Origin of the sequence: Thiorhodovibrio litoralis (genome assembly GCF_033954455.1) — a bacterium.
Lineage (GTDB): Bacteria > Pseudomonadota > Gammaproteobacteria > Chromatiales > Chromatiaceae > Thiorhodovibrio > Thiorhodovibrio litoralis.
This window is the reverse complement of sequence record NZ_CP121473.1, coordinates 3,044,564-3,057,821: the sequence shown is the minus strand read 5'-3', so window position 1 is coordinate 3,057,821 and position 13,258 is coordinate 3,044,564. Positions and strand designations below refer to the sequence as shown.

10 protein-coding genes and 1 pseudogene are annotated in these 13,258 nt (G+C 61.9%); 7 read left to right on the top strand and 4 right to left on the bottom strand.

Annotation, left to right across the window (positions count from 1 at the left end):
- The first annotated feature begins 133 nt into the window (after nt 1–133).
- Nucleotides 134–2,809, top strand: a complete 2,676-nt coding sequence (locus Thiosp_RS13565; protein ID WP_201068046.1) for a PKD domain-containing protein — start codon at nt 134–136, stop codon at nt 2,807–2,809.
- Between the two features lie 237 nt (nt 2,810–3,046).
- Nucleotides 3,047–3,901: a DMT family transporter gene (locus Thiosp_RS13560; RefSeq protein WP_201068045.1), complete on the top strand. Its 855-nt coding sequence runs from the start codon at nt 3,047–3,049 to the stop codon at nt 3,899–3,901.
- A gap of 141 nt (nt 3,902–4,042) precedes the next feature.
- On the opposite strand, the gene Thiosp_RS13555 is transcribed toward Thiosp_RS13560, so the two are convergent.
- The 3 genes and pseudogenes from Thiosp_RS13555 to Thiosp_RS13545 form a co-directional block, all read right to left on the bottom strand.
- Nucleotides 4,043–4,468 carry a hypothetical protein gene (locus Thiosp_RS13555; RefSeq protein WP_201068044.1) on the bottom strand — a complete coding sequence of 142 codons (426 nt, stop codon included), beginning with the start codon at nt 4,466–4,468 and terminating at the stop codon, nt 4,043–4,045.
- A gap of 141 nt (nt 4,469–4,609) precedes the next feature.
- On the bottom strand, nt 4,610–4,912 hold the full coding sequence (locus Thiosp_RS13550) for a DUF3240 family protein (RefSeq protein WP_201068038.1): 303 nt from the start codon (nt 4,910–4,912) through the stop codon (nt 4,610–4,612).
- A gap of 52 nt (nt 4,913–4,964) precedes the next feature.
- Nucleotides 4,965–5,570 (bottom strand): annotated as a pseudogene (locus Thiosp_RS13545) (efflux RND transporter permease subunit); the annotation flags it as partial.
- Between the two features lie 410 nt (nt 5,571–5,980).
- On the opposite strand from Thiosp_RS13545, the gene dndC reads away from it, so the two are divergent.
- The 5 genes from dndC to Thiosp_RS13520 are packed head-to-tail and all read left to right on the top strand — an operon-like array spanning nt 5,981 to nt 12,889.
- On the top strand, nt 5,981–7,267 hold the full coding sequence (gene dndC, locus Thiosp_RS13540; RefSeq protein WP_242518741.1) for a DNA phosphorothioation system sulfurtransferase DndC: 1,287 nt from the start codon (nt 5,981–5,983) through the stop codon (nt 7,265–7,267).
- On the top strand, nt 7,264–9,303 hold the full coding sequence (dndD, locus tag Thiosp_RS13535) for a DNA sulfur modification protein DndD (protein WP_201068042.1): 2,040 nt from the start codon (nt 7,264–7,266) through the stop codon (nt 9,301–9,303). Before dndC ends, dndD begins: the two co-directional genes overlap by 4 nt.
- 3 nt (nt 9,304–9,306) lie before the next feature.
- Nucleotides 9,307–10,842 carry an FtsK/SpoIIIE domain-containing protein gene (locus Thiosp_RS13530; RefSeq protein ID WP_201068041.1) on the top strand — a complete coding sequence of 512 codons (1,536 nt, stop codon included), beginning with the start codon at nt 9,307–9,309 and terminating at the stop codon, nt 10,840–10,842.
- On the top strand, nt 10,839–12,002 hold the full coding sequence (locus Thiosp_RS13525; RefSeq protein ID WP_201068040.1) for an AAA family ATPase: 1,164 nt from the start codon (nt 10,839–10,841) through the stop codon (nt 12,000–12,002). Before Thiosp_RS13530 ends, Thiosp_RS13525 begins: the two co-directional genes overlap by 4 nt.
- Nucleotides 11,999–12,889 carry a hypothetical protein gene (locus Thiosp_RS13520; protein WP_201068039.1) on the top strand — a complete coding sequence of 297 codons (891 nt, stop codon included), beginning with the start codon at nt 11,999–12,001 and terminating at the stop codon, nt 12,887–12,889. The genes Thiosp_RS13525 and Thiosp_RS13520 overlap by 4 nt, the downstream gene beginning before the upstream one ends.
- A 60-nt stretch (nt 12,890–12,949) precedes the next feature.
- Here Thiosp_RS13520 and Thiosp_RS13515 read toward each other — a convergent pair whose 3' ends face one another.
- Nucleotides 12,950–13,252, bottom strand: a complete 303-nt coding sequence (locus tag Thiosp_RS13515) for a DUF3240 family protein (protein ID WP_201068038.1) — start codon at nt 13,250–13,252, stop codon at nt 12,950–12,952.
- Nucleotides 13,253–13,258: the final 6 nt, after the last annotated feature.

Sequence of the window (13,258 nt, the reverse complement as noted above, 5' to 3'; positions counted from 1 at the left end):
CGAACCCCGTCACCTTTATCGACTCCGCTCTCCGTTGCTCGGCAAAACGCCCCTGGTCTTAAGGTTTTCTTAAGGCAGCGCGGGTTAGCCTGTCAGCGTGGAGATAGGTTCTGACATTCCAGAGGAGAGCGTGATGAAGACAGTCGAAAACTACCAGGTTCCCGAAGCCCCGCCACGGCACCAGCAGCGACTCAGCGCAAGAGCTTGGTTGGCGCTTATCGTGCTTGCAACCGTCGCATTCCTGTTGCCAGCGCTGGCTCTTGCCGATGATGACGATGACGACCACAGCGATCATGGCGACTCCAGCGGCCAGATCACCATCGAACGCGCATCTTGGGACAGCGAGGAGCGACGCCTTCGCGCCTCGGGAACCGCTGCCTCCCGATCACGCGTCACCTTGGTCAATGCCTATGATCCCGAACAGCGGCTCGGCAGCGACGAGGCCGAGAGCCGCGATGGCTCCTGGTCGATTAAGGAGGAACGCCCCAGCCCAGTGCCATGCCGCGTGCGTGCCATCCAGTCCGACGGCCAGACGGCCGAGCGTGATGTCGATCGCGCGCCTTCTGATTGCGCGCCCAAAGGCTCCGGAGATGGTGGCGGCGGCAATCCACCCCCAGGCGGCGACGGTAACGCCAACCCAAATGCCAACGGTCCCTACAGCGCCACACCGGGCGCAGCGATCAGCTTCAGCAGTGCCGGTTCGACGGCTCCCGACGGTAACATCACCGGCTACGCCTGGACGTTCGGCGATGGCGGAACCAGTTCGGAGGCCAATCCGAGCTATACCTACGGAGCGCCCGGAACCTACCAGGTTACCCTGACTGTCACCGACAACCAGGGCGCCGTTTCAGGCCCATCGATCACCACGGCAAGCGTCACCAACACCCCTGTGGGCTGCACGTCATCCATCTCCGAGCACTGCAACATCACCGCCTACTCAGGCCCCGAGGTCTGCGTCGCTTGCCACGAGGGTGCGGCGCGCGATATGCACGGCTCGGTGCACTATCAGCAAGGCGGTCGCTTTGATTACACCACCAACATTCCAGGCTACTTTGCCGCCGCCGGCGAGCGCCCAGCGAAGGCCGCCGGCGATCTGGTCGCCACGGGCATCAACACCTACTGCGGCACCCATGAGAACTCACCGCGCTTTACCTGCGCCGGCTGTCACGTCGGCAACGGCCGCTTCCCCATGGCGCAGTCCCAGTTCGAGCAGCTCGATCCCGCCTCCGCCGAGGCCCATGCTCAACTGGCCAACATTGACTGCCTCACCTGCCACCAGGAAGTCTACAAACGCTTCCCGGACTGGACCGCGAGTGGCTTGGGCTTCGAGAATTTCTCGCTGCTGAACATGACCGAGGATGCGGATGGAAACCTGGAGCGATTCGACGGTGCCGCGCTGTTACGCACTGGCTTCTCCGGCATTCCCCGGGTTGACCCCGTCAGTGGGGACTTCCAATTCCTGACTGCCGGTAGCGATACCCTTCCGGCTGAGGTGCCCATGACACCCATGGCTATCACCACGCTGCAAGCGGCCCAAAACGTCCATGCCACCACGCGGAAGTCATGCCTCAGTTGCCACGCCGGCGCTGGAGGCGGTGACGGAACCAAGCGCGGCGACATGGCCAAAGAGAACGCGAGCCCCAGCATCACGCTCGACATGCACATGAGCCCACAGGGTGAGGATATGACCTGTTCGGATTGCCACAACGCCGTTGGCGATGCAGGCGAGGGGCACCGGATGCGCGGCCGCGGTCTCGATCTCAGGCCCAATGACGTGGCAGAACGCTTCACCTGTGAGACGGGTGGCTGTCACGACAATCGCCCGCATGGCGACTTCAGCAACACCGATGGCGGCAGCCGTGACAAGCATGCCATGAAGGTCGCCTGTCAGACCTGCCACATCCCATCCTATGCCAAAGCCAATGTCGGCACCGAGGTGGCACGCGATTGGCAGGACCCGCATCCATCAGCGGCGGCTTGCAATGGGCGTGGCGGCTGGCTGCCGCGTGAGGACAAGGGCGGACTTGGCGCTGAGTCGCTGATCCCGACCTACGCCTGGTTCGATGGCACCAGCGAGGTGCTCTACCTGGAAGAGTCCCTGGACGGCGTGCCGACGGTTCCGCTGGATGCAACAGTCGCGGCGAGTTTCGCCGGCAACTTCAACGCCGGCGACCCGGCCTACGTCCTGGGCCAGCCCAACGGCGATGTGTCTAGCTCAGCTGCCAAGCTCTATCCGATGAAACCGCACTGGAGCAAGCTGGCCCGCAATGAAATCGACAACAAGCTGGTCGGTCACTCAACCTTCGAGTTCTTCCGCACTGGCAGCTTCTGTCGCGCCGTCGCGGTGGGGCTTGGTCTGGATGAGCCCAATGCCCTGGTCAGCAGCGTCTGCACCGGAATACCGGGCGATCTGGAAATGCCGCCGAACACCTCAATCGTGCCGGTGTTTACCTACCAGACCATCAACCACGGCGTTGAGCCTGAGGATAATGCCCTAGGTGGCGATGCGCGCGGCTGCGGCTCCTGTCACGGCGCACTGAGCGGCGGCCCCGAGCAACTCGACCTGGCCAGTATGGGCTATGGACTCAGAACCCTGCCAAGCGCGGTCATTGGGACGCGCGTTACCGACCTGAACGGGAATCTGGACGCCATCTGCACCCAGTGCCACGAGAACGAGCGCGAGGACCGCGACTTTAACGGGGTGCATGAGCGGCATGTGCGCAAAGAAGGCAAGGACTGCGCCGCCTGCCACAATTTCTCCCGCCCGGAGCGCAACTTGGTGCTCAGTCGTGGGGAGCAAGACGACTAGGGGGAGGAAACGACAGCGTTTGCTCAGGGTGCCTCGAATCACGGGTGCCCTGAGCGCATCGCACTCGGCCCTAATCGCCGGCTTTCACCACGCACGGCGTTTTTCCCCGCTTGCAGGCCGCCTATCAGCTAAGATTGACCAATGGCCGGATCCTCTGGAGGATCTGAAGCCTGCCTGCGCCGGCTTGGCGAGTTGGACGATGTGATTGAGCGTGATAATGAAAACCGGAGGCGGTGAATGTCGAGAGCTCGCCTGATTGCGCTCACAGCCTTCGCCATGATTCCGCTCGCGGCAAATTCCTGGTTATGTCGCGCCGCGTTGAGGGATACCGCGATCGACCCCGCCAGCTTCACCAGCCTGCGCCTGCTCTCCGGGGCGCTGATGCTCTGGGTGCTTTTGTGGTTTAGCGGGCGGCTGCGGAGCGCTGGCTCTGGTAATTGGCCTTCTGCGTTTGCGCTCTTTGGCTATGCCGCGCTCTTTTCCTTCGCCTACCTGAGCCTGACGGCCGCCACGGGGGCACTGCTGTTATTCGGGGCGGTGCAGGTCACCATGATCGCCATCGGCGTGCGCCAGGGCGAACGGCTCGACGCGGTTCAGCTGGTGGGTGTGCTGCTCGCGTTCAGCGGCCTGGCAATTTTGCTGCTGCCGGGGCTTTCGGCGCCTCCGCTGCTCGGCGCAATGATGATGATCGGCGCCGGCATCGGTTGGGGAGTCTACTCTGTGCGCGGCAAGGGTGCTGGTGATCCGACCCGGGTCACTGCCGGTAACTTCGCGCGCACTGTGCCGATTACCTTGTTACTGAGTCTGTTACTGTTCACTGAAAGATCGCTCGATCCCATTGGTGTTGGGTACGCGGTCACGTCTGGCGCTGTCACCTCCGCGCTTGGTTATGCGCTCTGGTACAGCATCATGCCGCACTTGCCCGCCTTCAGTGCCGCGACGGTTCAGCTCAGCGTGCCGGTCATTGTCGCCATCGGTGGGGTCGTCCTGCTCCGCGAGCCGATGACATTGCGCCTGCTGATTGCCTCTGCCGCCGTGCTCGGCGGCATTGGACTGGTAATGCTTGAACGCCGCCGCCGCGCGACCCGATAACCTGCCCGCATCCGGGGGCTGGATTGACGGCGATTGCGTCTTCAACCATGCGAACCGAGCTGCCACTTCTGGCCGCGGCCGGGTTCCCTAATGCCTGCATGGAACATGAGCGGCCCCGACCCGAGAGGCCGCGCGCTCTTGTCAGAACTTGGTGACGACAAGGTTGACACTGTCCTCGGCGCCAAGATCGTAGGTGTTTCCGCTGATCTGGGTCACTTGGCCGATGCGATCGACGATAAAGGCAGGATCAGCGGCGGCATTAACAACTAGCCCGTTACCCTGCCCGTCGTCGATGACCAGGGAGCCTTCCTGGGGGCGAGTGATGGTCAAACCATCGGCGGGCGAGACCACCGTGAGCTGGGCGTGCAGGAATTTCACCTCAAGCGCGGACGGATCACGGTTTGCCTCGACAAAGGTCTGGGCCGCGCCGATGGCGCCGGCCTTGGCCCGGTCGAGCAGGGAACTCGCCGTCGCTTTAGCCTGATCGGCAATCTGGCGCGCCCGGTCGCTTTCGGCCGCGTCCCTGACAGTGGCGACGGCCTTATCAAGTTGTTCTTTCCAATTCATTCCGACCTCCTATGATGGGTGATGCAAACCTATCTGAGGCTTGATGGAGCCGAGAAGATCAAATTCAACCTGCTAGCCTTATCGGCGATGAAAGACTGGCTGAGCAGCGGCGCTGGTCATCGCGCGCTGGCGACCGATTGATCACCCCAGATGACCCGCCACCAGCACTGGCACCATCCAGTAATGGATGTCGGCGCCCGGGAGTTCCTCGCGCAGGCGCTCGAGCACCCGCTCGGCGACGGATTGCTCCAGATGGGTGAAGAACATCACCCGCTGGCGGCGCCCGGCGACCTGTTCGGCAAGGGTCATGGAGGATTCCGAAGAGCCATGCCCGGCGATGGGGCTGCTGGAGAAGCCGGGGATGGTCTCGTCATCGAGCAGCCATTCGGCGACGGCGTCTTCGGCTTCGGGGGCGACGATCAGGGATAGGAGGCAATCGGACATCGCGGGTTGTGCCTGTGGATTAGGGGTAGGTCGGTTTCTGGTTTTGCAACGCTCAGCGCGCCCCAAAGCGCCGATACAGCATCGGCAGTACGATCAGCGTCAGCGTGGTGGCGGACACCAGCCCGCCGATCACCACTATGGCTAGCGGGCGCTGGATCTCCGAGCCCGGGCCGCTGGCGAACAGCAGCGGTACCAGGCCGAAGGTGGCGGTGGTGGCGGTCATCAGCACCGGGCGCAGACGGCGTTTGGCGCCTTCGACCACCACTTCAGCAATGGGGCGACCAAGGGTGCGCAGTTGATTGAAATAGGTCAGCATCACCACGCCATTGAGCACGGCGATGCCGAGCAGGGCGATAAATCCGACTGAGGCCGGCACCGACATGTACTCGCCGGTGACGAAGAGTCCGACGATGCCACCGATCATGGCGAAGGGCACCATGGCCAGGATGAGCACCGCCTGGGTCACCGAGCGGAAGGTGGAAAACAGGATCAGAAAAATCAGCCCGATGGCGATGGGCACCACCAAGGCTAGGCGTGCCGCAGCGCGCTGCTGATTCTCGAACTCGCCGCCCCACTCGAGCCAGTAGCCGGTCCGCAGCTCGACCTCGGCAGCCACTTGCGTGGGCGCTTCCTCAACAAAGCCGACTAATTCTTGCCCCAACCGTCGTACCAGACAAGGCTCGCTGTGGCGAATAGCCTGAATGCCATGTCATCGGTGTCAGTGCTACCCGGTGACGGATATGGGGCCGGCAAAGTTCCCACGAGGTCTGGCTTTGGAACATTGGCGGACTTGGATGCGGGCTCACCCTAACCTTGACCCCCGCTTGCTGGTCCACTAGGCTCCATAATCGACAATAATCCTAAGACGTGGATTGTGGTAGCCTTATTTGCTCAACCTCTGCGCCGATGTGTGGTATTGTTCCACGGGTACGGGGTCGTCCAAGCCTGATGGAACACGATTTCGTCGAGCGTGTCGCTGCTAATTGGGAGAACAATCGGTCGCCAATGGGCTGCTCATCGTTAATGAAGGAAAGCTCTGTTTCAACGGAAAGCTGCGCACAAGTTACGATGAGGAATCTTCGTGACCATTATCTCGCGGATCAGCGTCCTTGGGTTGTCGCTTACTCGGGCGGTAAAGACTCGACGCTGGTGCTTCAACTGGTCTACGAATTATTGCTTGAACTCGGTCGTGGGGCCAACAAGCCAATCCACGTCGTCGCCGCCGATACCCGCGTTGAAGCACCAAACGTCGAGGATTACCTCGCCGAACGGCTAACGCTGCTTGACGCCCACGCTAGCGCCCACGGAATATCTGTTACCGTGCACCGAGTGCAGCCGTTTCCCGAACAGAGTTTCTGGGGCAATCTGATCGGCAAGGGCTATCCGGCACCGACGCGCTGGTTCCGTTGGTGCACGACAAAAATGAAAATCAAGCCATCGCGCGCAGTGATCGACGATGTCGTAAGCGATCACGGCAGCGTCGTGTTGCTACTGGGCACAAGACTGGACGAGAGCAGCGGGCGGGCGCAACGCATGGAGGCGCGACAATCCAATGCGCGCGGCCTAAACCCACATCACGAGATACCCAACGCGCTGGTGATGACACCCATTGCGGACTGGAGTACTGATGCGGTTTGGGAGTATCTGTTTTCGCATAATCCTCCTCCCTGGGGCGGCAGCCACGACTTCATGCTCAACCTGTATCGCCAGGCGAGTGGCGGCGAATGCCCGGTCGTGTTGGACCTCGGTACGCCTTCTTGCGGCGGCAGCCGTTTCGGCTGCTGGACCTGCACCGTGGTAAAGGAAGACCGTTCCATGCGCGGCTTCATCGACTCGGGCGAGACCTGGATGGAACCGCTGAACGAGTTTCGCAACTGGCTGAAGTTGATCCGCGATGACCACGAACAACGCGACGGCCTTCGCCGCGATAACCGCGTCGGACCGGGCCCGTTTCGCTCGGAGACTCGTAAGACCATACTGCAACGCCTGCTGGAATTGGAAAGGCGCGTCGGGCGGCCGTTAATCAGCGACGCGGAGCTGGCCTACATCCAACAGCAGTGGACAAAAGACTTTGATGCCAACGAGAGCGCGCTGGGTCTCGCGCGCGCCGCTGGACGGGAGGTTGCCGCTTTGCCAACGACACCGGAAGACCATGCAACCGACCTAGCGCTGATCGAACAATTGGCACCCGTGTTCGGGGTGCAATCCATCTGGGCTACTGAGCTGTATCGGCTGGTCAGCGAGCGCTACCCGACCCTGGATACTCCCGCCAGCCGCCGGCAGTTGCTCGATGATGTGGAAAAGGTCATCGGCAACGCCGTCCGGCAGGCCGAGCGCGCGGACCCGACTGCATGATCATCGAGCGGATTCAGCTCACCAACCTGTTCTCCTACTGCGGTCCGCAGCGTTTCGAGCTCGGCCAACCGGGACCGGGGCGTAACATCTGCCTGATAATGGGCCAAAACGGATTCGGCAAGACCAGCCTGCTGAACGCGCTGAAGCTCTTGTTCACCGGCGCATGCAACGAACCCCTGCGGCGAGCAGTTCAGCGCAAGCGTATGCCCACCGTTCAGCAGTATGTACTTGGGGCAGGTGACGACTGGTGGGGAATCATGAACCGACGCGCCCGCATAGACGGAGAGACGCGCTGCGCTGTGGAACTGCGCTGGACGGAGAACGGGCAAATGGTCAGGGCGGAGCGCAGTTGGACCATCGAAGGCGACACCTGGCAAGAGCAGTTGGCGGTGCAGGCCGGCGAGGCCCGCTTCGACGACGAGGCGGCCCAGGAGTTTCTGGACCGCCGATTGCCTCCGGACTATGTCGACTTTTTCTTCTTCGACGGTGAGCAGATCCAGGCCCTGGCCGAGGCCAACCGCGACACGCAACAACGCGAGATGGAGCGCATCCTCGGTATCGGTGCGATCGACGCCCTGCGGGAGGCCCTGAAGCAATCCGTCAATGGCTGGCAACGCAACGAGTTGAAGCCCGAGGCCAAGGCCGAGCTGCAACGTCTGGAGGGCAGCGCACGAGCCCTCTCGGAGGAGCTGAGAGCGCTGGAAGACACCCAGGCCATACTGGAGCAAGAGGTCGAGGACGATCAGGAGGAGCTGCGTCGCGTCCGTCGGCGTATCGAGGGTGTCAGCGCCTACGTGCATCGTCATGACGAGAACGAGCTGAAGCAAGCCCTCAGACGGATTCAGGCCGAGTTTGCCGATGGGCGCGAGCGGCTCTCTGCGGAGCTGCCCCGCGATGTCGTGCTCTTGGCTAATCCCAGCCTGGTGCGCCGAGCGATCGACCGCCTGGATCAGGTGCTGCGCAGCGACGCCGGTGCCCGCAGCCGAGTGCTGGAGACGCTGACGCGGACGCTGCCCGAGCGTCTATTTGACGGCCCAGACCGGCCCGATCCCGATATCCGCGAAGGTCAGCGCGCCTTCTACCAATACAAACTCGTCCGCTTGCTGGAAAAGGACATGACCGACGCTGGTTCGGTGATGGACCCAAACTTCGCACCGGACCCGCAAGCCGGTGCGCGTGCACGCGATCAGCTCGCCCCCTACGCGGAAGCGGAAGGTCTGCGCACGTTGCGCGCCGAAGCCTTACGGAGGCTGCAACAGCAGACGGCCGAGCTGCGGAAACTGGAGACGGACCTGCTGAATGTCGGCTCACTATCGGACGAGGAACGTAAGCAATTTGAGCGCTACGTCGAAGAACGCGATCAGTTGGAGCGGGCATTGACCGACAAGCAACAGCGCATCGGCGCGCTGGAGAACGAATTCGGCCAAAAGCAGCGCAAGCTCGATGAGACCAAGAAAATGATCACGGAGATACAAAGCGTTGTCCAAGCAGGCGGAATTGCGAAAGACAAGATTTACCTGGCTCGGCGACTCGGGAGTCTGTTCAGCAAGCTGAAGGATCAGCGCAAGAAGGAGCAGCGGGAAGCACTGGAGAACGCCATCAACCGCCACTTCAGGCTCTTGATGACATCGCACCATCTGATCGATAAGATCGAAGTCGATGACGAATTCGGCCTGCATTACCTTGATCGCGATGGCCACCCAATCGCAATGGGCGCCCTTTCCGCTGGCATGAAGCAGCTGATGGCCACAGCCCTCCTCTGGGCGCTGAGCGAGGCATCCGGCAAGCAGGTTCCCGTGATCATCGATACCCCCTTGGCCCGTATTGATGCCGGGAATCAGAAGGCGATTCTCACGCAGTACTATCCGAATGCCGCCGACCAGGTCATCGTGTTACCGACCGATTCGGAATTGGATGCCCGCAAGCTTGGACTCGTAGCGGAGCATGTGTACGCTGCTTTTCGGCTGACCAACCCCGATGGGGAGCACACTGTTCCTGTGGCTGTTGACGTCGCCGAACTGGCTGCCGGGGTATAAGCGATGCCAGACATATATACCGACGCGGCCGACGAGCAGACCATCAATGATGTGCTGTCCCATGGGCTCGGCACGCCAAATGCCCCGAAGTTGCGTGTGCTCCGTATCGCGCTGGCACGCTCTCTGCAAATACCGACACCGCCGCCGGAGGATTTGGATGGCAGCACCCTCGGCCCCAGCGGTGGCGAATACTGGCTGACGCGTGTGACCGGCAGCGGTCTCGCTGCGGACGAGCGTGGCCGACAGGACTACGACCTCGCCATCCGCGCGCTGCTGAGTATCTACCACGGCGAGGATATGTTCCAGGACGAGGAGGCCGAACCACGCTACAAGCGCTATCTACAGCGTCATGTGCGCCGCGGTCTCCGCGAGATTAGAACCAGCTGGCGACCGGGGCACGATTTCGCCAGTTATTTGTATCAAGACCTGTTCGTGGCAGCGTCACCGGCTCCAGCACGGGTGGATCGAGCACAGGAGATACTTGCCGGACTGCGCGAGATCGGCGTCATCGCCCAGATTCGTGGTGTCGACGAAGGGCCGCGCATCAGCCGCTACCGTGTCTATCTGGACGACGTCAATCACTACGACCGGGTCAAGCGTGGACTCGAGAAACTCGGGCTTTACCTGGGCCTGTCGACGCGGCAGGGCATCTTGCTGCAAGAGGACGAAGAGCGCGAACGCGAGGCTCGGGTGCTGGCTCTGGATGTGCCCAGACCGCGCGAGACCTGGCAAAGCGTACCCGGTGCGCGCCTGCGTGACTGGGCGCGCACGGCAGAGGATCTACCGCTACTCACGGTCTGGCCGGGGGTGGACGTGCTGGGTGCCCCGGTGGCGTTCGATTTGGCCGAGGCGCCGCATCTGCTGCTGGGCGGGACCACCGGCAGCGGCAAGAGTGTGTGCTTGCATGCGCTGCTGTTGTCGCTGCTGTGGCGTCTGGAACCCAAAGACCTCCATTTGGTCATGATCGATCCAAAGCGCGTCGAACTCGGCCAGTACACCGGGCTGCCGCACCTGCGCGACGGGCATGTGCTGGAGGATATGGGGGAAGCATTGGACACCCTTGATGATTTGGTCGGCGAGATGGAGCGGCGCACCGGTCTGCTGCGTGAGCAAGGTGTCTCGAACCTGGCCCAAGGCCGGGCTCAAGGCCGAATGGACCTACCCTATATCGTCGTCGTGGTCGAGGAGTTGGCGGACTTGCTGTTCCAGTCGCGCGAGGCCGAAACGCCACTGGTGCGCTTGGCACAGAAGGCCCGTGCGGTCGGCATCCATCTGCTGCTCGCGACACAACGCCCAGACGCGGAGACCTTCACCGGTCTGCTCCGCAGCAACGTCCCGGCACGAATTGCGCTGTCCGTGCGCACTGCGGCCGAATCCAAGATCATCCTCGATGAGGTCGGTGCGGAAAAGCTCCTTGGAGCCGGCGACATGCTGTTGCGGCCGCGCGCTGGGGTGCCGCTGCGCCGTGCCCATGGGGTGCTTGTCACCGGCGATGACATCAAACAGTGCCTAAGGCACGTCCGCGGTGAACAGCGATGAGCGACATGACCGTCTACGAGTTCCAACCCCTTTGGCTGACGCTGGACCGCGTCGGTCCATTTCAGGGTTCGCCCTACGAGATCGATTTCACCGACGACCAAGACCGCCCATGCAATGTCTTTCTGCTGATGTCCGAGAACGGGCAGGGCAAGACAACGGTGCTGGAGTGCTTCGCCTTGCTGATGCGCCAGCTTGGAACGCTGAGTCCCCAGCACTTTGGTCACGAGGACCTGGACGACGGGAAGGGACGAGTCCAACTCGACGTGCTGACTCGGCTCTTTTGGCAGGGGCGAGACCACAGGATCGTGCTGTCCATGGTCGCCGGAAATCTCGGAGAAGAGACCTTTTTGAAGGTATGGGACGACGAGTTACTGAAGCAATACGGAGCGCAAGCATGGCATCGGACCGGCTTCCGCCAGCGGGCTCCAGGTCGACTGGTAGAGATCGATCGTCAGGACGACCTGGTGCAGGATCTCCGGCGCACCCTCGACGATTCCAGCGGCCTGACGCCCGGTGCCTTCGCCAACGCCACGCTCAGCCTGCCGACCGCTCTGTATTTCTCGGCCTATCGCGACATCCCACGTCTCCAAGATGCCACCGAACGGGCAATCATCCAGCCGGAGCATTGGGCCTATCGCACGGCACATGAGTTTGCCCCGCATGGCACGCACTGGACCGCGTCTCTGGATAACCTGCTCGTCTGGCTCGCCTGGTTAAGCGATGGCAGCTTTGAAGCCGCGGTGAAGACAGTCAACGAGACCGTCTTCGACAAGTCCCCGGATAGGTTTCTCGACACCAAGATCCGGCGGGTACCGCCCGAGGCTATCGTCCACAGCTCGGAACAGACCCATCGATTGGATCGGCTTTCCAGCGGGGAGAAAAACCTAGCCCAGCTATTCTTGCGCATTGGCGCTCATAGCACTCGCAACACTTGGGTGCTTGTGGACGAACTCGATGTCCATCTGCATGTCCGCTGGCAGCATAAGGCGCTCAATCTGATGAAGGCGCAGGTTCGTCGGCACCGGGGTACGACGGTCATCGCCGCAACCCATTCGGTGGAAATTCTGGAAGCCTTTCCGGTCGACATTGCCGAGCCGGATCTCATCAAGGGTGGCTGGATCATCGAGCCTGGCCTGCGTTCAGAAGAGATAGGAAGATGAGTGCATTCAAGAAGGTCAAGGCGCCGGAGCGCCTATTGTGGAAGCAGCGCGGCGGCGCGGTGGTCTTTCTTGAATCGGAAGACGATTACGAGATCATCGCCAAACGCTGGTTCTTTGATGAAGGTGCCGATGTACTGTTCGAGCCAGCCGACCGTCACGAGCCTGACACCGGCGGCGGAGGCTGCGAGGCCGTCATTGCTTTGGTCGCGGGAGCGCGGGCCGATGGGGTAGCGGCATTCGGCCTGGTCGATCGAGACCTGCTGCTCGGCATGCACAACTGGGTGCTCTGGTGGCAGGAAGCTGACGAGGCGTTTCTGGCGGCGCGGCCTCATGGAGACAGCATCAGGGTGCTGTTGCGCTGGGAGTTGGAAAACTATCTGCTTGATCCGGATGCGATGGCGGAAGTGGCGAACGACCATGAACTGAAATCAAGCCAAACCGGCGACGCCATGGTCAACGCCTGTCTCGCCTTTGCCGACGAACTCAAGGATAAATCGGCGGCAACAGTTGCTGCCACGACGGCGAACCAGCCCTCCCCGAAGCCCGGATTTGGCTGTACCCCGTTGAAGCGCGGAAGCCAGCTCAAGGCCGACCTCGTTGGGCACCTAACCAAGCTGAGGATACCCAATCCAGGACCAGCATTGGATCAGGAGCGTGTAAAGATCGATCGCTTTGATCGAACGAGCGTATCACCCCGAGAACGGTGGGAACGTCTGACCAGAATGCTCGACGGAAAGGCTGCGCTGAAGTATCTCTCTCATACCTGCCCGGTGCGCTTCGACGAACACATTGGCTTTCTTGCTCGACGCATCCGTGAAATGGGTAAGGTACCTGCGGAAATTCGCGACCGTATTGATGAGTTCAAGCTTGTTGCGCGCTCCACCTAACGGGGCAAGACGAAGTCGGCGATGCGCTGAGCTGAATGCTTCGCGGTCGCGACGAAGTAATCACCCCAAATGCCCCGCCACTAGCACTGGCACCATCCAGTAATGGATGTCGGCGCCCGGGAGTTCCTCGCGCAGGCGCTCGAGCACCCGCTCGGCGACGGATTGCTCCAGATGGGTGAAGAACATCACCCGCTGGCGGCGCCCGGCGACCTGTTCGGCAAGGGTCATGGAGGATTCCGAAGAGCCATGCCCGGCGATGGGGCTGCTGGAGAAGCCGGGGATGGTCTCGTCATCGAGCAGCCATTCGGCGACGGCGTCTTCGGCTTCGGGGGCGACGATCAGGGATAGGAGGCAATCGGACATCGCGGG

What these genes read in the sequence shown, in the direction of transcription:
- Thiosp_RS13565 (WP_201068046.1), top strand. Translation starts at nt 134, where the DNA reads ATGAAGACAGTCGAAAACTACCAGGTTCCCGAAGCCCCGCCACGGCAC.
- Thiosp_RS13560 (WP_201068045.1), top strand. Translation starts at nt 3,047, where the DNA reads ATGTCGAGAGCTCGCCTGATTGCGCTCACAGCCTTCGCCATGATTCCG.
- Thiosp_RS13555 (WP_201068044.1), bottom strand. Translation starts at nt 4,468, where the DNA reads ATGAATTGGAAAGAACAACTTGATAAGGCCGTCGCCACTGTCAGGGAC.
- Thiosp_RS13550 (WP_201068038.1), bottom strand. Translation starts at nt 4,912, where the DNA reads ATGTCCGATTGCCTCCTATCCCTGATCGTCGCCCCCGAAGCCGAAGAC.
- dndC (WP_242518741.1), top strand. Translation starts at nt 5,981, where the DNA reads ATGAGGAATCTTCGTGACCATTATCTCGCGGATCAGCGTCCTTGGGTT.
- dndD (WP_201068042.1), top strand. Translation starts at nt 7,264, where the DNA reads ATGATCATCGAGCGGATTCAGCTCACCAACCTGTTCTCCTACTGCGGT.
- Thiosp_RS13530 (WP_201068041.1), top strand. Translation starts at nt 9,307, where the DNA reads ATGCCAGACATATATACCGACGCGGCCGACGAGCAGACCATCAATGAT.
- Thiosp_RS13525 (WP_201068040.1), top strand. Translation starts at nt 10,839, where the DNA reads ATGAGCGACATGACCGTCTACGAGTTCCAACCCCTTTGGCTGACGCTG.
- Thiosp_RS13520 (WP_201068039.1), top strand. Translation starts at nt 11,999, where the DNA reads ATGAGTGCATTCAAGAAGGTCAAGGCGCCGGAGCGCCTATTGTGGAAG.
- Thiosp_RS13515 (WP_201068038.1), bottom strand. Translation starts at nt 13,252, where the DNA reads ATGTCCGATTGCCTCCTATCCCTGATCGTCGCCCCCGAAGCCGAAGAC.